General features: G+C 61.3%; 19 protein-coding genes. 9 read left to right on the top strand and 10 right to left on the bottom strand.

Translation table 11 applies throughout. The features are described 5' to 3' along the window. Positions 1 to 10 precede the first annotated feature (10 nt). Together JV201_RS25635 and JV201_RS25630 are read right to left on the bottom strand one after the other, a co-directional pair. On the bottom strand, positions 11 to 304 hold the full coding sequence (locus tag JV201_RS25635) for a DUF6124 family protein (protein WP_134327356.1): 294 nt from the start codon (positions 302 to 304) through the stop codon (positions 11 to 13). Between the two features lie 464 nt (positions 305 to 768). After that, positions 769 to 1230, bottom strand: coding sequence for an Lrp/AsnC family transcriptional regulator (locus JV201_RS25630; protein ID WP_003215506.1), 462 nt, complete (start codon positions 1228 to 1230; stop codon positions 769 to 771). 160 nt (positions 1231 to 1390) lie between these two features. Here JV201_RS25630 and yedA point away from each other — a divergent pair, with 160 nt between their 5' ends. The 3 genes from yedA to JV201_RS25615 all read left to right on the top strand — a co-directional run bounded on the left by yedA (position 1391) and on the right by JV201_RS25615 (position 4396). After that, positions 1391 to 2287: a drug/metabolite exporter YedA gene (gene yedA / locus JV201_RS25625; RefSeq protein ID WP_008436601.1), complete on the top strand. Its 897-nt coding sequence runs from the start codon at positions 1391 to 1393 to the stop codon at positions 2285 to 2287. Positions 2288 to 2335: 48 nt separating this feature from the next. Beyond that, entirely contained in the window at positions 2336 to 3673 is a 1338-nt protein-coding gene (locus JV201_RS25620; RefSeq protein ID WP_219406178.1) for a DEAD/DEAH box helicase, read from the top strand. A 195-nt stretch (positions 3674 to 3868) separates the two neighbouring features. Further along, positions 3869 to 4396, top strand: coding sequence for a hypothetical protein (locus tag JV201_RS25615; protein WP_238544249.1), 528 nt, complete (start codon positions 3869 to 3871; stop codon positions 4394 to 4396). Positions 4397 to 4439: 43 nt separating this feature from the next. Here the strand turns inward: JV201_RS25615 and JV201_RS25610 are convergent, their stop codons facing one another. Then, on the bottom strand, positions 4440 to 5684 hold the full coding sequence (locus JV201_RS25610; RefSeq protein WP_134327355.1) for a TIGR03862 family flavoprotein: 1245 nt from the start codon (positions 5682 to 5684) through the stop codon (positions 4440 to 4442). 172 nt (positions 5685 to 5856) lie between these two features. Continuing rightward, complete coding sequence (locus JV201_RS25605) at positions 5857 to 6777, bottom strand: histone deacetylase (RefSeq protein ID WP_219406177.1); 921 nt, start codon at positions 6775 to 6777, stop codon at positions 5857 to 5859. A 76-nt stretch (positions 6778 to 6853) separates the two neighbouring features. Here JV201_RS25605 and JV201_RS25600 point away from each other — a divergent pair, with 76 nt between their 5' ends. From JV201_RS25600 to JV201_RS25590, 3 genes are read left to right on the top strand one after another with little or no spacing between them, the layout of a single operon-like run. Then, entirely contained in the window at positions 6854 to 7423 is a 570-nt protein-coding gene (locus JV201_RS25600) for a GNAT family N-acetyltransferase (protein ID WP_003215518.1), read from the top strand. Between the two features lie 41 nt (positions 7424 to 7464). Beyond that, complete coding sequence (gene tesB, locus JV201_RS25595) at positions 7465 to 8334, top strand: acyl-CoA thioesterase II (protein WP_003215520.1); 870 nt, start codon at positions 7465 to 7467, stop codon at positions 8332 to 8334. Then, positions 8331 to 8918, top strand: a complete 588-nt coding sequence (locus JV201_RS25590) for an HAD family hydrolase (RefSeq protein WP_003215522.1) — start codon at positions 8331 to 8333, stop codon at positions 8916 to 8918. Before tesB ends, JV201_RS25590 begins: the two co-directional genes overlap by 4 nt. Positions 8919 to 9052: 134 nt before the next feature. Here JV201_RS25590 and JV201_RS25585 read toward each other — a convergent pair whose 3' ends face one another. From JV201_RS25585 to JV201_RS25575, 3 genes are all read right to left on the bottom strand, one after another. Beyond that, positions 9053 to 10030 carry a hypothetical protein gene (locus JV201_RS25585; protein WP_087693556.1) on the bottom strand — a complete coding sequence of 326 codons (978 nt, stop codon included), beginning with the start codon at positions 10028 to 10030 and terminating at the stop codon, positions 9053 to 9055. Beyond that, positions 10031 to 10915: a neutral zinc metallopeptidase gene (locus tag JV201_RS25580; protein WP_102369952.1), complete on the bottom strand. Its 885-nt coding sequence runs from the start codon at positions 10913 to 10915 to the stop codon at positions 10031 to 10033. 115 nt (positions 10916 to 11030) lie between these two features. Continuing rightward, positions 11031 to 11447 (bottom strand): hypothetical protein, encoded by a 417-nt coding sequence (locus tag JV201_RS25575; RefSeq protein WP_003215528.1) that lies wholly within the window; start codon positions 11445 to 11447, stop codon positions 11031 to 11033. Between the two features lie 186 nt (positions 11448 to 11633). Here JV201_RS25575 and JV201_RS25570 point away from each other — a divergent pair, with 186 nt between their 5' ends. Beyond that, entirely contained in the window at positions 11634 to 12512 is an 879-nt protein-coding gene (locus tag JV201_RS25570; RefSeq protein WP_003215531.1) for a DMT family transporter, read from the top strand. A gap of 5 nt (positions 12513 to 12517) precedes the next feature. Here the strand turns inward: JV201_RS25570 and JV201_RS25565 are convergent, their stop codons facing one another. Then, positions 12518 to 13852: an MFS transporter gene (locus tag JV201_RS25565; protein ID WP_003215533.1), complete on the bottom strand. Its 1335-nt coding sequence runs from the start codon at positions 13850 to 13852 to the stop codon at positions 12518 to 12520. 254 nt (positions 13853 to 14106) lie between these two features. Between JV201_RS25565 and quiC the strand changes: the two genes are divergently transcribed. Continuing rightward, a complete protein-coding gene (gene quiC / locus JV201_RS25560; RefSeq protein WP_219406176.1) occupies positions 14107 to 16005 on the top strand; it encodes a 3-dehydroshikimate dehydratase QuiC in 1899 nt (632 codons plus the stop codon). Between the two features lie 71 nt (positions 16006 to 16076). After that, on the top strand, positions 16077 to 16742 hold the full coding sequence (locus tag JV201_RS25555) for a TetR/AcrR family transcriptional regulator (RefSeq protein WP_219406175.1): 666 nt from the start codon (positions 16077 to 16079) through the stop codon (positions 16740 to 16742). A gap of 122 nt (positions 16743 to 16864) precedes the next feature. Here JV201_RS25555 and JV201_RS25550 read toward each other — a convergent pair whose 3' ends face one another. Together JV201_RS25550 and aroQ are read right to left on the bottom strand one after the other, a co-directional pair. Next, positions 16865 to 17731, bottom strand: coding sequence for a shikimate dehydrogenase (locus JV201_RS25550; RefSeq protein ID WP_219406174.1), 867 nt, complete (start codon positions 17729 to 17731; stop codon positions 16865 to 16867). Continuing rightward, on the bottom strand, positions 17728 to 18168 hold the full coding sequence (aroQ, locus tag JV201_RS25545) for a type II 3-dehydroquinate dehydratase (protein ID WP_003215541.1): 441 nt from the start codon (positions 18166 to 18168) through the stop codon (positions 17728 to 17730). The genes JV201_RS25550 and aroQ overlap by 4 nt, the downstream gene beginning before the upstream one ends. Positions 18169 to 18236 lie beyond the last annotated feature (68 nt).

Raw genomic sequence — 18236 nt, 5'->3', positions numbered from 1 at the left:
GTTGCGGTGGTTATCGAGGCTGTAAGCAGTCCAGCGACCGATCCACCACCACCTTCGCCATCTCCACTAAATGCATCACCGCCCGTTGCTGCCCGTTCATCGGCTCGCCGGGTATCTGTGCGGTTGCCACGGCGCAATGCAGTAAGTCGGCCGCCCGTGCCAGGGCGTCTTCGAAACTCATGTTGTCGTTGAGCACGAAGGGTGCGCCGTCCGGTGCGCAGGCTTTGAGGTAGTAATCGATGGCGCGGCGGGTGAGCGGGCTGTCGCTGCAAAATTCTGGTGGATCGGGGGTGACTTTGACCATGGTGGAACTCCTTTGAGGTAAGAAGCTATCACCGTTCGCTTGCACGCGAATGAAGGTGGCAGCTGTACGCAGGTGTGCAAGACCGGGGCAAAGGAAAACCCGGCAGATCCGAGGACCTCCCGCGCACAGCCGCCATAACAGATAACGTCGGACGTTGAGGAGTAGGGCGTCTGTATATCCTTGCCAGTCGGACTTGCACGTCCGGTCGTCGATTGTTCGATGACCGAGCGAGACTAGCTACCTGATCCGGCCGAAACAAGGCGGTTGGATTTTCTAGGAAAGGTCCTGCAAATGAAAGGGATCCGTCTTGCTGGCCCTAAAAAGTGTGCCCGTGGCGATCGTTCCCACGCTCCGCGTGGGAATGCCGCCCTGGACGCTCTGCGTCCGCTCTTCAAGTCGTGACGCAGAGCGTCACCGGATGCGTTCCCACGCAGAGCGTGGGAACGAGCTGCAGAGCGGCGTGTTCAGTTGCCACTCTTCCCATTCCCCTCCAACTGCCCCAACGGCACCCGCCGCTCTATCGCGCTCGACAAGATGATCGAGGTCTTGCTGAACCCGAATTTCGCCACCCGATTGATCAGGTTCTCCAGCTCCGGCATCGAGCCCACCGCCGCCTGCATGATCACGCACGGATCGCCCGTCACCCGATGGCATTCAGTCAACTCGGGAATTTCCGACAGCGCGTCGTAAACCTTCTGGCTCCCATGATTGGTCAACCGCAACTCAATCACGCACTGGATCGGCAACCCCACCTTCGACAGGTCGACCTTGGCCTGATACCCGGTAATCACACCACTGGCTTCCAGTTTCGCCACTCGCTCAGCCACGGCGGGCGCGGACAGGTTCACGGTGCGCGCCAGTTGCGCGTAGGACGCGCGGCCGTCTTCCAGCAGGGCGCTGAGAAGCATACGGTCGTATTTGTCCATGATAAGGCTCCGGGAATGCATAGCTTTCGAAAGCACGGTTTATAGCCTTGATAACCATGTTTTGAAAAGTGTACTGGCGCTTTAAACAGGTTTTGTAACTTATGTTTAAGGCCGGGGATTTCTAAAATAACGCTCCCTTGTCCTGCCACAGAGCTGCCCAATGCCTGGCCCACGTCGCTTTCCCTTACCGTTGATCGCCGCCTTTTTTGCGTTGTATGTGATCTGGGGGTCTACCTACCTGGTGATTCGCATTGGTGTGGAGTACTGGCCGCCGCTGTTGCTGGCGGGGATTCGCTTTATGACAGCGGGTGCGCTGATGTATGCCTTCCTGCGCTGGCGCGGGGCGCCGGCGCCGACGTGGGTGCAGTGGAAGGCTGCCGCGAAGATCGGCATTTTGCTGCTGACCTTCGGCAACGGTGCGGTCAGTGTGGCCGAACATACGGGCGTGGCGTCCGGGGTTGCCGCGTTGGCGGTGGCGACGGTGCCGTTGTTCACCTTGCTCTGTGGTTATTTCTGGGGCGCGCGTAATACCCGTCTGGAATGGGCCGGGGTGGTGCTGGGGATTATCGGTATCGCCATGCTCAATATGGGCTCCAACCTGCAATCGAGCCCCACCGGTGCGGCCTTGCTGATTTTTGCGGCGGCGGCCTGGGCCTTTGGTTCGGTGTGGAGCAAGCATTTGCCGCTGCCTCAAGGCGCGATGGCCAGTGCGGCGGAGATGCTGATCGCAGGTTTCGTGCTGCTGTTGCTCAGTGCCGTCAGCGGCGAACACCTGCAAGCCATGCCGCCGCTGGAAGGCTGGCTGGCCCTGGCGTACTTGACCGTGTTCGGCTCGATCATCGCCTTCAATGCCTATATGTACCTGCTCAAGCACGTACGCCCCGCGGCGGCCACCAGCTATGCCTACGTCAACCCGGCGGTGGCGGTGTTGCTCGGGATTGTGTTTGTCGGCGAGACCATCGGCACGGAAGAAGCCCTGGCGATGCTGGTGATTATCAGCGCGGTGCTGCTGATCAGCCTGCCACAGTGGCGAAAGCCAAAACCGGAAATAAGGTAAACTGCCGCGCATTGCGACCCTGCGCTGACTTTTTCCTACGGTATTTCCATGACTTTCGCCACACTTGGCCTGATCGAACCCTTGCTGCGCGCCCTTGAGACGCTTGGCTACCAGACCCCGACGCCGGTGCAGGCGCAAGCCATTCCGGCGGTGCTGGCAGGCCGTGACCTGATGGCTGCGGCCCAGACCGGCACCGGCAAGACCGCCGGTTTCGCCGTGCCGCTGCTGCAACTGCTGACCATGGAAGGGCCGAAAGTCAGCGCCAACTCGGTGCGCGCGCTGATCCTGTGCCCGACCCGCGAACTGGCCGAGCAGGTTCATGCGAGCGTCGCCGAGTACGCCCAAAACGTGCCGCTGACCACTTACGCCGTGTACGGCGGCGTGAGCATCAACCCGCAGATGATGAAGCTGCGCAAAGGCGTTGATGTGCTGGTCGCCACCCCTGGCCGCCTGATCGACCTGCTCCGCCAGAACGCGCTGAAGCTCAACCAGCTGCAAACCCTGGTGCTGGATGAAGCCGACCGCATGCTCGACCTGGGCTTCTCCGAAGAACTGGCGAACATCTACCGCATGCTGCCGAAAAAGCGCCAGACCTTGCTGTTCTCCGCAACCTTCTCCGACGAGATCCGCCAGTTGGCCGGGCAGATGCTCAACGACCCGCTGACCGTCGAAGTCAGCCCGCGCAACGTCGCTGCCAACACCGTCAAGCAATGGGTGGTGCCGGTGGACAAGAAGCGCAAGGCCGAGCTGTTTGTGCACCTGATGCGCAAGGGCCGCTGGAAGCAGGTGCTGGTGTTCGCCAAGACCCGTAACGGTGTGGACGCGCTGGTGGAAAAACTCCAGGGCCTGGGCATCAACGCCGACGGGATTCACGGCGACAAGCCACAAGCCACGCGCCAGCGTGCGCTGGATCGCTTCAAGAGCAGCGACGTGCAGATCCTGGTGGCCACCGACGTGGCGGCCCGTGGCCTGGATATCGAAGACTTGCCGCTGGTGGTCAACTTTGACCTGCCGATCGTGGCCGAGGACTACATCCACCGCATCGGCCGTACCGGTCGTGCGGGCAACACCGGTGAGGCGATTTCCCTGGTGTGCGCCGATGAAGTGAACATGCTGTCGGCCATCGAGATGCTGACCCGTCAGACGTTGACCCGGAAGATGGAGCAGGACTTCGAACCGGAGCACCGTGTGCCGGATACCGATGCCACTGGTCAGGTGGTGAAGAAGCCGAAAAAGCCGAAGAAACCCAAGGCTTCGGGCGGCGGTGGTGGCAAGCGCAACCTGGGCAAGTGGGTGGACAGCGGGGAGGCGACGCCGGTCGAGCCTTCGATCAAGCCAGTGCGTAAGGTGCCCGTGTTTAACACCGGGCCGCGGAAAAAGAAGTAGGGCTTGTTGGTTATCAAGTAAACGCATAGTGACTACCGTGAGCGGAGCAATTCCGCTCGCGTCAAGTTGTGCCTCGTCATCCTTGATGAGTTATTGCTTGTGATTTGGATATTTTTTGTAATTGTCGCCGTGTTTAAGTGCTGGAACTTAAAATGCTTCATTTCCACTGAGGTTGAGTCAGAAACTGATTTCTGAATGACGAACTTAGATGGAGATGTAGATATGGCTGTGTTTTTAGTACCTTTTGTTTTGCCGGTCCTGGCGGCGGCGGGCATTATCGGCGGCGTTGTTGTAGACGGCGAAATCAAGAAAGGCAAGGCCGCTGACGAGAAAGCTTTCAAGCAGGTAGAGTTGCGTGTGGCCGAATTAAGGTCCCGGGTTGAAGACCATGCGGCGCGCGGCGAGTATGGGCAGGCAATCCATTCGTTCAGAGAGTTGATGTCGTTGTATGAGGCTAATTATTCGATCAGTCCTGAGATAAGGGCGCCATTGGATAAGTATCTACAGGATATGCTTTATACCAGTCAGGAAGAGGGCCAGAAACTCAGCTACGCCTTCAAGCAGGAATGGAACGATTTGAAACACGGCGATCCTTCCAGACTCTTCAGTGCGTATTCAGGTTATATAGAAAATCTGAAAATTTTACTGCCTGAAGAGGATGCTTTCCTGCAGAAGCAAGTAACAGCTTTTAAACGTGCCTATCCCGATCTAACAGCCAGTTGAGTCAGAGGTAACTTTGCTGCCGGGCGGTGATGGGGTGAGTGGGTCATGCCGGGGTGGCCGGCCTCAACCACTCAAGAACACCGCGCCCTGCCGCCTGCCCGCTGGCAAAACACCCCGTCAGCAAATACCCGCCCGTCGGCGCTTCCCAGTCCAGCATCTCGCCTGCGCAAAAAACGCCCGGCAATTGCTTGATCATCAAGCGTTCATCCAGCGCCTCAAACGGCACGCCGCCTGCGGTACTGATGGCTTCATCCATTGGCCGGGTTTTCACCAGCGTCAGCGGCAGCGCCTTGATATCCACCGCCAGCTGCGCCGGATCATTGAAGTGCTCCGCCGGTGACAGCTCGCGCAAAAGCGCCGCCTTCACCCCATCCAATCCCAACTGACTGTGCAAATGCTTGCTCATCGAGCGTGAGCCGCGCGGCTTGCTCAGCGCTGCGATCACCTTGTCCAGTGGCTTACTCGGCAACAGGTCAATGTGCACCGTGGCCGATCCATCCCGGTTGATCGCCTCACGAATCGGTGCCGACAACGCATAGATCAGGCTGCCTTCGATGCCCGTGGCGGTGACCACACATTCCCCCAGCCGTGGCTTGTCGTCTGCCAGGCCAATGGCGACGTTTTTCAGCGGTGCCCCGGCGAATTTGCTGACCATCAACTCGCTCCAGGCCGACACCTCGAAGCCACAGTTGCTCGGTTGCAACGCCGCGTAAGGCACGCCTTTGTCTTCCAGCAACTTCAGCCACGCCCCATCCGAGCCCAAGCGCGACCAACTGCCGCCGCCCAAGGCCAGCAACACTGCATCACCGCGTACGCTTTTGTCGCCCTCGGGGCTGTGGATAAGCAGGCTGCCATCGGCATTCCAACCCAGCCAGCGATGGCGGGTGTGGATAACTACGCCCTGGTCGCGCAGGCGCTTGAGCCAGGCCCGCAGCAGCGGGGCGGCTTTCATGTCAGTAGGAAACACCCGGCCGGAGCTGCCGATAAAGGTTTCAATCCCCAACCCGTGTATCCATTCGCACAACGCTTCGGCACCGAACTGACGCAGCAACGGCGCCATGCACGGCGCCCGCTCGGCATAGCGCGCCAGAAACTGCGGGTACGGTTCGGAATGGGTGATGTTCATGCCGCCCACGCCCGCCAGCAGGAACTTGCGGCCTACCGAGGGCATGCCGTCGTAGAGGTCGACCCGGATCCCGGCCTGGCTCAACACTTCGGCGGCCATCAGCCCGGCCGGGCCGCCGCCGATGATGATGACGTGTTGAGATGGGGTTTGAGTCTGGGGCATGGGGATAACTGCGGTTCGGCAAAGTAGGCCGAGCATTCTACCCGAGGATGCTCATGCTGCCTGATCAAAAAACATACAGCCTTCTGCAGGCCAGGCGGCTTATGGCCTGCAGGGGCTTTCACTCAGGTTATCCACAGGCAGTTCCACAGCGATTGTGGGTAACGCGCATAACTCAATGACAGCCTGATGACGTCCAGACGCGCTGCGCGCTGTGGTGCAGGATCCCGTGGCGACGGGCCAGGGCAGGGCGGTCTTTGCTGTAGCCGCCGCCGATCACCCCGACCACCGGAATATCGCGGCCCAGGCAGTGCCGCATCACGCTTTCATCGCGGGCGGCGACGCCTTGGTCTGTCAGCTTGAGGTAGCCGAGGGCGTCGTCCTTGTGTACATCCACGCCGGCGTCATACAGCACCAGGTCGGGCTGATACAGCGGCAGCAGGTAGTTGAGGGCATCGTCGACCACCTTGAGGTAGTCCGCGTCGCCCATGCCCATGGGCAGCGGGATGTCCCAGTCGCTTCGCGCCTTGCGCGCGGGGAAGTTCTTTTCGCAGTGCAGGGACACGGTGATTGCATCCGGGGTGTCGTGGAGGATGCGTGCGGTGCCGTCGCCCTGGTGCACGTCGCAGTCGAAGATCAGCACCCGGTTGACCCGCCCGCTGGCCAGCAGGTAATGGCTGATCACGGCCAGGTCATTGAAGATGCAGAAACCCGCCGGGTAATCGTAGTGGGCGTGGTGGGTGCCGCCGGCCAGGTGGCAGGCCAGGCCGTGCTCCAGGGCCTGCTCGGCGGCCAGCAACGAGCCGCCCACCGCGCGCACGGTGCGCCGGGCCAGGGCTTCGCTCCAAGGCAGGCCAAGGCGCCGTTGGTCTTCGCGCGACAACTCGCCGCTCATGTAGCGTTCGATATACCCAGGTTCATGGGCCAGGGCCAGAATCTCGGCGGGGCAGAGTTCCGGGCGCAGCAGTTGGCTGTCCCGTATCAGGCCGCTCTCCACCAGATGGTCACGCAACAGGCGGAATTTATCCATGGGGAAGCGGTGGTCTGCCGGGAACTCGGGGCTGTAGTCGTCGTGGTAGATCAATGGCAAGGGCATGGCGATTTCTGACGGGAACCAGCGACGGATCTTAACAGCGCGTTACACTCACGCACATGGCAAGGGAGGGGGACCAATGGAGCCGATACTGCAATTGGAAAGCGCACGCCTGGTGCTGCGCCAATGGAGCGATGCCGACTTGCCGGAGTTTGCGCGCATGTGCGCCGACCCGCAGGTGATGCGGTATTTCCCGGCCACCTTGAGCCGCCTGGAAAGTGCTGCGCTGATCGGGCGTATTCGCGGCCATTTTGCCGAGTACGGTTTTGGCCTGTGGGCCTTGCAGCGCAAGGACAGCGGCGAGTTCATCGGCCTCACCGGCTTGCTGAATGTGAGCTTCGAGGCCCCGTTCACTCCGGCGGTGGAGATCGGCTGGCGCCTGGCCAGGGAACACTGGGGCCTGGGTTACGCCAGCGAAGCCGCCTGGACTGCCCTGCGCTGTGGTTTCGACCGGCTGAAGCTGGACGAAATCGTTTCGTTTACCACTGAAGCCAATCTGCCATCACAAAAAGTCATGCAGGCCATCGGTATGCATTACGATCCCCTGGCAGATTTTGAACACCCTAAGGTCGCAGCCGATGACCCCTTGCGGCATCATGTGTTGTATCGCATCACCCGCGCCCAATGGTTGGACACGCTGCACGGATAAGCAGCCCGGAATGCCCAATAGATTGTTGTAGGAGATGCTCTATGAGCCAAGTGTTGGAAGATCTGGTGGACCTGCTGACCCTGGAACCGATCGAGGAAAACCTCTTTCGCGGCCGCAGCCAGGACCTGGGCTTTCGCCAGCTGTTCGGCGGCCAGGTGCTCGGCCAGTCGCTGTCGGCGGCCAGCCAGACCGTTGAAGAGGCGCGGCATGTGCATTCGTTGCACGGTTACTTCCTGCGCCCCGGCGATGCGGCGTTGCCGGTGGTGTATTCGGTTGACCGGGTGCGCGATGGCGGCAGTTTCAGCACGCGCCGGGTGACGGCGATCCAGAAGGGCAACCCGATCTTCACCTGCAGCGCTTCGTTCCAGTACGACGAAGAAGGCTTCGAGCACCAGACCACCATGCCTGTGGTGGTTGGTCCGGAAAACCTGCCCTCGGAGCTGGAACTGACCCAGCAGCGTGCGCACCTGATTCCCGAGCACATGCGCGAAAAGCTGCTGTGCCCCAAGCCAATCGAAGTAAGGCCGGTGACCGAGAAAGACCCGTACAACCCGCAGCCGTCCGACCCGGTCAAATACGTGTGGTTTCGTGCGGACGGCGCCCTGGCCGACTCGCCGGCGCTGCACAAATACCTGCTGGCCTACGCTTCGGACTTCGGCCTGCTGACCACCTCGCTGCTGCCCCACGGCAAGACCGTGTGGCAGAAAGACATGCAAGTCGCCAGCCTCGACCACGCGCTGTGGTTCCACGCCGACCTGCGTGCCGATGACTGGTTGCTCTACGCCATGGACAGCCCATGGGCCGGCAATTCCCGTGGGTTCTCCCGGGGCAGCGTGTACAACCGCGCCGGGCAACTGGTGGCATCGGTTACCCAGGAAGGCTTGATTCGTCATCGCAAGGATTGGGCATGAGCCTCAGTGATGTGAAGCACTGGGTGTTCGACATGGATGGCACCCTGACGGTGGCCGTGCATGATTTTGCGGCGATCCGCGTGGCCCTGGATATTCCGGCGACTGACGACATTCTTACGCACCTGGCGGCGTTGCCCGCCGATGAAGCAGCGGCCAAGCATGCGTGGTTGCTCGCGCATGAGCGTGAGCTGGCGCTGGGTTCGGTAGCCGCTACCGGTGCCGTGGAGTTGGTGCGGGAATTGGCCGGGCGGGGTTATCGCCTGGGCATCCTGACGCGCAATGCGCGGGAGCTGGCCCATGTGACATTGCAGGCGATCGGCCTGGCGGACTGCTTTGCGGCCGAGGATGTGTTGGGGCGTGATGATGCGCCGCCCAAGCCTGACCCGGGTGGTTTGTTGAAGCTGGCGCGAGCGTGGGAAGTGGCGCCGCAAGAGATGGTGATGGTCGGTGATTACCGGTTTGATCTGGATTGCGGGCGGGCGGCGGGGACGAAGACTGTGCTGGTCAATCTGCCGGAAAACCCGTGGCCGGAGCTGGCGGATTGGCATGCTGAAGATTGCGCGGTATTGCGCCGGATGATTTAGTCCGGTCGATGAAAATCCAATGTGGGAGCGGGCTTGCTCGCGAACGCGGTGTGTCAGTCAATACATAGGCTGACTGATCCACCGCATTCGCGAGCAAGCCCGCTCCCACATTTTTGATCCGGTTTCTTCAGTGGTTATTGGAACAGTACTTTCTGCCCTTCAGGCGACGTAAACATCTTGTCCCCGTCATGCCCAACCCCCGGCACTTCCACCAGCTTGTGGCCCAACTGCGGGTGCCGCTGCTTGAGGTAGTCAAAATAATTGTGCCCGCGAATCAAGCGATACGCACCCTGGGTTTCAGCGCCGCAGCTCTTGTCCAGCGCCGGGTGATTCGGGTCGGTGTCCTGCTGGCCCAGCAAGTAAGTGACATTACGCGAAACGTAAGCCTGCTCCAGCTGCTCGGCACTTTGCCCCTTGGCGTAGGCCGGCAGGTTTTGCATGCCGTACTTCCAGTCGTTGAAGCCCGGGCAACTGGCAACATCGAATTTCACCGGACGCTGTGGGCTGAAGTACGCGTAGGACGACGGGTTGGCCACCACATAACGCAGGCTGATGCCCTCGGTTTGCAGCAGCGGGTGATCATGCCCGGTCAGCGCAAAACGCTGCACCACCTGGCCGCCACCGGAATGGCCGGCCACCACGATTTCCTTCAGGTTCGGGAACAGCTTGCGGTTGCCCAGGTGCTTGATGATCTGGTCCAGCGCGCCGTAGGAGCTGATCTGGCCCGGGCCTGTGGACGGCTCGCCGGCCATCCAGTCGTTACTGTTCCAGCGCAGGGTCTGGCTGTCGATCTGGTTGCGCTTGAGGTCGGTCTGGTTGAGGAACTGTGGCGCAATCACCAGGGTATTGGCGTTTTGTCCTGCGGCTTCGGCCGCTTTTTCGCCGCTGTCCAGGTAGGTCATCGCGTTGCGCAAACGGCCATGCACGATGATCAGCGCGCGGGTAACTTGAGGCAGCGGCTGGCGCCAGTCCTGGCTCAAGCCGACGCTCAGGTCGCCGGCATCCAGGTGAAAACGATCGGGACTGACCACCTTGACGCCATGTTCGGCAGCCCAGGTGGAGGAGGAACAGGTGATCAACAAACCTAACAGCAGACCCAGTCGTTTATTCATTTAAAGGCTCTTGGCGGTAAAGGTGTCGCATTGAGTGATCTGGCCCTGGGCGAAGCCGGTCTTGAACCAGCGAACCCGCTGTGCCGAGGTGCCGTGGGTAAACGAGTCAGGCACCACGCGGCCCTGGCCCTGTTGCTGCAAGCGGTCATCGCCAATCGCGTTGGCCGCATTCAGTGCTTCTTCAATGTCGCCGGGCTCCAGCCAGTTCAGGCGCTTTTGCGCCCGGTTGGCCCACACCCCGGCGAAGCAGTCGGCTTGCAGCTCCTGGCGCACCAGCAGGCCGCCGTCGCCTTGCATCTGCCGGCCTTGCTGGCGGGCTGCCTGAATCTTCGCCGAGATGCCCAGCAGCGTCTGCACGTGATGTCCGACTTCATGAGCGATCACGTAGGCCTGGGCGAAGTCGCCGGCGGCCTTGAAGCGCTGGGACATTTCCCGGAAGAAATCCAGGTCCAGGTATACCTGTTGGTCTGCCGGGCAATAGAACGGCCCGCTGGCGGACGTGGCGCCACCGCAGGCGGAGTTCACCCGGCCACGGAACAGGATCAGTTTGGGGTTCTTGTAGGTCAGGCCGTTTTCCTGGAACACCTGGGCCCAGGTGTCTTCGGTGTCGCCGAGGACGGCGCGCACGAAGTCGGCTTGTTCATCATTGGCCGGCGGCGCCTGACGGGTTTGCGGGCTGACGGAGGGCGCTTGCTCGGTGAGCTGGCCGCTGAGTTGCCCGAGGATCTGCATCGGGTCCTGGCCGGTCAGCCAGCCGATGCCGACGATCAGCACGATGGCCGTCAGGCTCAGGCCCTTGCCGCCCCCAAAACGCATGCCACCGCCGCCGCTGTCATCGCGGGCGTCTACCACGTTGTCGCTGCGTCGGCCTTTTTTCCATAGCATGTGGCAATCCTCTTTGTGAACCTGCAGCTCAGTGTTGTTGGTGTGTAGGGTTGGCGCCAGTCCGGCTGTCTGACGATGCTAAACGCTGTGTCGTCCGACCTGTATGAAGCTTGTGTCAGTCGCGGCAATACCCTTCGCCGGTGTCGACGATCAGGCAGTCCTTCTTGTCGGCCAGCCATTTCAGGCCAGTGGCTTCGCCGTCGCCAGCGCTCAGGATCTGCGGCCCGTCCGGGCGTTCAAAGGTGATGCCGTCTTCGGATGCCTGGCCCTTGAAGGTGCCGGAATCGTCGTCATCCAGGCCGTATTTCATGGTCAGTACATAGTGGCCGCGGCCGATGCTGTCGTCCTTGGCGATGGTCAGGTTCAGGCCTTCGACGCCAATCCACTTGCCGACCCATTTGTCGGTGGGCAGCACTTGCGGTACCAACGTTGCCTGGACAGACGGCGGGGCGGGCGTCTTGGCGGTCTCGGCTTGCTTGTCGCAGGCGCTGAGCAGCGTCAGGGTCGAAAGAATCAACAGGGTTTTTTTCATGGTGAGAAAGCCTTGGTTAAAAAACGCGCAGTGGGCGGGGCGGCGTGAAGCGTTGGACTGGAAAACCGCAATTTAGTGCGCTGTTCGAACAGTGTTTGGTTATGCTCTTGAGCGAGGCGCGTCACCCGTTCTAGATTATGCCGCGGTATGCGGCGGTCATTTCAGCCTGCCACTCAAGAGAATGCAATGACCCTCAGCACCCCACTTTCCGGCGTCAACCACCCGCTCAAAGGCATTTTGCTGATTGTGGTGGCAACCTTTCTGTTTTCCAGCCACGACGCGCTGTCCAAATACCTGGCCGGGTTCTACCCGATCGTGATGGTGGTGTGGGCTCGCTACCTGGTGCACACGCTGTTGATGGCCGGGATCTTCCTGCCGCAATCGGGCCTGCGGGTACTGCGCAGCAAACGCCCTTTACTGCAAGTGGCGCGGGCCTTGTGCCTGCTGGGCACTAGCCTGTTCTTTACGGCGGCGCTGCACTTTATCCCGTTGGCCGAGGCCACGGCGGTCAACTTTCTTGCGCCGATCCTGGTCACCGCGTTGTCGGTGCCGCTGTTGGGCGAACACGTGACCCGCGGCCAATGGCTGGCGGTGATTTGCGGGTTTATCGGGGTGCTGATCATTGTGCACCCGGGTGGTGAGCTGTTCACCCCGGCGGTGTTGTTGCCGCTGACGTCGGCGTTGTTCTTCTGCTTCTACCAACTGCTCACCCGCATCCTCAGCAAGTACGACACGCCCACCACCAGCAACTTCTTCGCCGGGTTGTGCAACACCTTGGTGATGAGTGCGCTGGTGCCGTTCTTCTGGCAGGTGCCGAGCCTGTGGCACGGGGTGCTGATGCTGGCGCTGGGCACGTGCGGGATGACCGCACACTTGATGCTGACCCAGGCCTTCCGCTTCGCAGCGCCGGCCCTGCTGGCGCCGTTCGGCTATTGCCAGATCGTGTTTGCGGGGTTGTTGGGCTGGCTGGTGTTCAACCACACCCCGGACCTGACCACCGTGGTCGGGATCGGGGTGATTTGCCTGAGCGGGTTGGCCGCTGCCTGGCAGCAGCGGCGCAGGTAGGAAACTCAGACCTCGACGGTCGGAATCTTGCGCGGCGCCATGAAGTACATCCAGATCAGCGCGATGAAGTACATCGCCGGAATCAGGGTGAACAGCACGGTGTAGTTGTTGTTGGTCACGGTCAGGATATGGCCGACGATTTGGGTCATGAACATCCCGCCGATGGCCGCGCACATGCCGCCAAAACCAAACACCGTACTCATCATGTGCTTGGGCGTGTAGTCCATCACCAGGCTCCAGATGTTGGCGGTCCAGGCCTGGTGCGCGCCGATGGCCAGGGAAATCGCAAACACCGCGACCCACAGGTGGCTGGAGCCGGCGGCCATGATCACTCCGACGATGCAGCAGGCAAACAGCAACATCGACAGCAGCCGCGCCTTGATCGGGTTCATCCCGCGTCCGATCAGGAACGAAGACAGGATCCCGCCGCCGATGCTGCCGAAGTCCGCCGTCAGGTAAATGATGATCAGCGGGATGCCCATCTGGGTCACGTTGATGCCCAGGTTGTATTGCTGATTCAGGAACGGCGGCAGCCAGTACAGGTAGAACCAGAACACCGGCGCGGTCATCGAGTAGGCGAGGGCGAAGGCCCAGGTGCCGCGCATCCGCAGGATCCGGCTGAACGGTACGCGGGGTTGTTCCGGTTCGACTTCCTGTTGTACGTAGTCCAGTTCCGATTGCTTCACGCTTGGATGGTCTTCCGGGTTGTAGTACTTCAAGCCCCAGAGCACCAGCCAGATCCCGCCCAGTGCCGACATGCACAGGAACGCCGCCTGCCAGCCCCACACGTGGAGGATCAGCGGCAGCAGCATCGGCGTCATCATCGCGCCGACGTTGGTGCCGGCGTTGAAGATCCCGGTGGCCACGGCACGCTCGCCAGCGGGGAACCACAGGCGGGTGGTCTTGACGCAGGCCGGGTAGTTGGCGGCTTCGGTCAGCCCGAGAATGAACCGGCAGACCATAAAGCCCACCGCCGAGGTGGCCAGGCCATGGGCGCCGGTGGCCAGGCTCCACAGCAGCACCGCGCAGAAGAACACGCGCTTGACGCCGACCCGGTCGATCAACCGGCCTTGCAGCACAAAGCCGATGGCGTAACCCACCTGGAACCAGAAGTTGATGTTGGCGTAGTCCATCGCCGTCCAGCTCATTTCCTTGGCCAGGATCGGTTGCATCACGCCGAGGGCGGCGCGGTCGATGTAGTTCAGGGTGGTGGCAAAAAACACCAGGGCCAGCATGCCCCAGCGGGTTTTACCGACAGCCATGGCGCCACGGATTTTGTCACCGATGCCGCTATGGGGATTGCTGTGGCCCACGGCCACGGCGGGATTTTGCGAAGGCATGAGGAAGTACCCGTTTTTTTGAAATTTTTATGGTGTGTTCAGGGTCTTGGTTAACCGAGGCCGCTCAATGGAAGCGGGGCTCAATGTGCTGTCGATGGTGCGCAGCGGCTAAAAAATCGTCAATTCGCCGATTGCCATTCTGTTCGATAATCGCCCATAAAACTAACCGGTTCGTACATTTCAATTGCTGTGATGAACCTGGCGGCCAATAATTTGCCGTAAACAAGACATGCCTCAATGCCGGGAGTCGCCCCATGCAACGCTCCATCGCCACCGTTTCCTTGAGCGGAACCTTGCCGGAAAAACTCGAAGCCATCGCGGCTGCCGGGTTTGATGGCGTGGAAATCTTCGAAAACGATCTGCTGTATTACGACGGCAGCCCGCGTGAAGTTAGGCAAATGTGCGCCGACCTCGGCATTGCCATCACCTTGTTCCAGCCGTTCCGGGACTTTGAGGGCTGCCGCCGCGACCGTCTGGCACGCAACCTGGAGCGGGCCGAGCGCAAGTTCGACTTGATGCAGGAGCTGGGCACCGACCTGGTGTTGGTGTGCAGTAACGCGTCAGCCGATTCCGTGGGCGATGAAAGCATTCTGCTGGATGACTTGAGCCTGCTGGCCGAACACGCTGGCCGCCGGGGCTTGCGCATCGGCTATGAAGCGCTGGCCTGGGGCCGGCACGTCAACACCTGGCAGCAGGTGTGGAACCTGGTGCGCAAGATCGATCATCCGAGCCTGGGCGTGTTGCTCGACAGCTTCCACACCCTGTCTCTCAAGGGCGACCCGAGTGCGATTGCCGAGATTCCCGGCGACAAGATTTTCTTTGTGCAGATGGCCGATGCACCGATCCTCGCTATGGATGTACTGGAATGGAGCCGGCATTTCCGCTGCTTCCCAGGCCAGGGCGAGTTCGACCTGGCGGGCTTTCTCGCCCCGATCATCAAGAGCGGCTACACCGGGCCGTTGTCCCTGGAAGTCTTCAACGATGGCTTCCGCGCCGCACCGACCCGGGCGAATGCCGCCGACGGCCTGCGCTCGCTGCTGTACCTCGAAGAGAAAACCCGCCAGCGATTGGAGCAAGAAGCGACGCAGGTCCCCGAGATCCTGTTTGAAACCCCGGCCGCCAGCGAATACGACGGCATCGAATTCCTGGAATTTGCCGTGGATGAAAACCTCGGTGCCAAGCTCACTTCATGGCTGGAGCGCCTGGGCTTCGTCAAGGCCGGGCAGCATCGATCCAAGAGCGTCAGCCTGTTGCGCCAGGGCGATATCAACCTGATCCTCAATTGCGAACCCTATTCCTTCGCCCATAACTTCTTCGAGGCCCACGGCCCGTCGTTGTGCGCCACGGCGATCCGCGTCAAGGACAGCGCCAAGGCCCTGGAGCGGGCGGTGGCCTACAAGGGCCAGCCGTATCGTGGGCTGGTCGGCCCCAACGAGCTGGAGCTGGCAGCGGTGCGCGCACCGGATGGCAGCCTGATCTACCTGGTGGACCAGCACGAAGGCGGCCTCTACGACACCGACTTCAACCTGCAACCGGCGAACGCCGCCAGCGGCGGCCTGCTGCGCATCGACCACATGGCCATGGCCTTGCCCGCCGACAGCCTCGACAGTTGGGTGTTGTTCTACAAAAGCTTGCTGGATTTCGAAGCCGACGACGAAGTGGTGCTGCCCGACCCCTACGGCCTGGTGAAAAGCCGGGCACTGCGCAGCCGTTGCAGCTCGATTCGCCTGCCGCTGAATATTTCCGAGAACCGCAACACCGCGATTTCCCACGCGCTGTCGAGCTATCGCGGCTCGGGCGTGCACCACATTGCCTTCGACTGCGCGGACATTTTCGCCGAGGTCAGCCGGGCCAAGGATGCGGGCGTGCCGCTGCTGGATATCCCGCTGAACTATTACGATGACCTGGCGGCGCGGTTTGATTTCGATGACGAGTTCCTCAGCCAGCTCGCGTATTACAACGTCCTCTACGACCGCGATGCCCAGGGCGGTGAACTGTTTCACGTTTATACCGAACCGTTCGAGGGCCGGTTTTTCTTCGAGATCATCCAGCGCAAGAACGGTTACGCCGGCTACGGTGCGGCCAACGTGGCGGTGCGCCTGGCGGCCATGGCCAAGTCCCGCAGCGGTGCGGTGCGCCAGGCCAGGTTGTAAGGTGTCGGCGCTTCCTTCGGCGTGCGGCGCGGCCCATAATCAGCGCCTGCACCTAAGGCCGTGAGCGCACCATGACCCTGATCTCCGAGCTTCCCGCCGCGGCCACCGCACCGCGCAAGAGCCGCAAGAACAACCCGGAAAAGACCCGCGAGAACATTCTCCAGGAAGCCATCGTCGAGTTTGTCACCCAGGGCCTTTCCGGCGCCCGGGTGGACGCGATCGCGGAGCGTATCCAGACCTCCAAGCGCATGATCTATTACTACTTCGGCAGCAAGGAGCAGCTCTACGTCGAGGTGCTGGAGAAACTCTACGGCGACATTCGCAACACCGAGACACGGATGAACCTGACGGCCCTGGAGCCCCGGGAAGCGATCCGCCGGCTGGTGGAATTCACCTTTGATCACCACGATCAGAACGTGGATTTTGTGCGCATCGTGAGCATCGAGAACATCCACAACGCCGAGTATGTAAAGCAGTCGACGTCGATCAAGGCGATGAACAGCAACATCCTCGAAGCCCTTGGCACCACGTTGCGCCGGGGCGCCGAGTTGGGGTTGTTCCGGGAAGGGCTGGAGCCGCTGGACGTGCACTTGCTGATCAACTCGTTCAGTTTTTACCGGGTGTCGAACCGCCACACCTTCAGCGAGATCTTTCAGATCGAGTTGTCGGATGAGGCGGTCAAGCAGCGGCATCGGGCGATGATCTGCGAGTCGGTGTTGCGCTACCTGCAGGCTTGAGTTCAACACCGAGCAAAATGTGGGAGCGGGCTTGCTCGCGAATGCGGTGGGTCAGTCGCCGGATGTTTGGCTGATCCACCGCATTCGCGAGCAAGCCCGCTCCCACATTTCTAATCCGGTTTCTACAGTTGGGTGGTCATGCTCTGGAAGTGCGCGAGCATGCGCTCTGCATCCGCCACTTCGCCAGTGAACAACTCAAACGCCTTCACCGCCTGAAACACCGCCATGTTGCCGCCATCCAGGGTGCGGCAACCCAGGGCGCGGGCGTTGCGCAGCAGTTCGGTTTCCAGTGGGAAGTACACGATCTCCGCTACCCACAAGTCGGCGCGCAAGGTGCCCAACGGCACGGGCATGCCCGGCAGCTTGGCCATGCCCATCGGCGTGGTATTCACCAGGCCATCGGCCTCGGCCATGGCGCTTTCCAGGTCATTGCCGGCCTGCGCCCGGCCGGTACCAAAATGCTGGTTGAGGTTGTTCGCCAGGCTGCGGGCACGTTCGGCGTCCATGTCGAAAATACTCAAGCGTTCCACGCCTTCACCCAGCAGCGCATGGGCGACTGCCGCCCCGGCGCCGCCCGCGCCCATCTGCACCACGAACTTTCGAGCCACATCACTCAAGCCCCGGCGAAAGCCTTCGGCAAAGCCCAGGCAGTCGGTGTTGTGGCCGATGCGTTTACCGTCGCAAAGCACCACGGTGTTCACCGCGCCGATGCCCCGTGCTTCGGGTGACAGGTCATCCAGCAGCGGCAGGATCGCCTGCTTGCACGGGTAGGTGATGTTCAAGCCGGTGAAGTTCATCTGTTCGGCCGCCATCAACAGGTCGGGCAGGGCGCGGGTATCCACCTGTAGCTGGTCGAGGTCGACCAGGCGATAGAGGTAACGCAGGCCCTGGGCATCGCCTTCATGCTCATGCAGGGCCGGGGTGCGGGAAGCCTGGATGCCGACGCCGATCAGGCCGGCCAGAATTCGACGTTTGGACACCGCGCTCATCCCTTCAAGTTCTTGCTGAAATGTTCGAGGGCGAGGTGATAACCGTGGCTGCCAAACCCGGCCAGCACCGCCTTGGCAATCGGCGACACGAACGAGTGATGACGGAACGCTTCCCGGGCATGCACGTTGGACAAATGCACTTCGATCACCGGTACTTCACTGGCCACCAGCGCGTCGCGGATCGCCACCGAAGTGTGGGTCCAGGCTGCCGGGTTGATCACGATGCCGGCGCAACGGGCGCGGGCGCCGTGGATCCAGTCCAGCAATTCGCCTTCGTGGTTGGTCTGGCGGAATTCGACTTTCAGGCCCAGTTGCTCGGCGCTGCGGCCACACAGGGCAGCAAGGTCGGCCAGGGTTTCATGGCCATAAGTGGCGGGCTCGCGAGTGCCGAGCAGGTTGAGGTTGGGGCCGTTGAGCACCAGCACGATGGGCGGCATAGAGGGTTCTCCACTGTTGTTTTTATGTATGCCGATAAAATGTACTGAATGGTTAATTTGGTCAATCG

It is taken from the genome of Pseudomonas sp. Colony2 (assembly GCF_019382755.1).
GTDB lineage: Bacteria > Pseudomonadota > Gammaproteobacteria > Pseudomonadales > Pseudomonadaceae > Aquipseudomonas.
The sequence above is the reverse complement of the archived record's forward strand: the minus strand, read 5'-3'. Positions and strand labels throughout refer to the sequence as shown.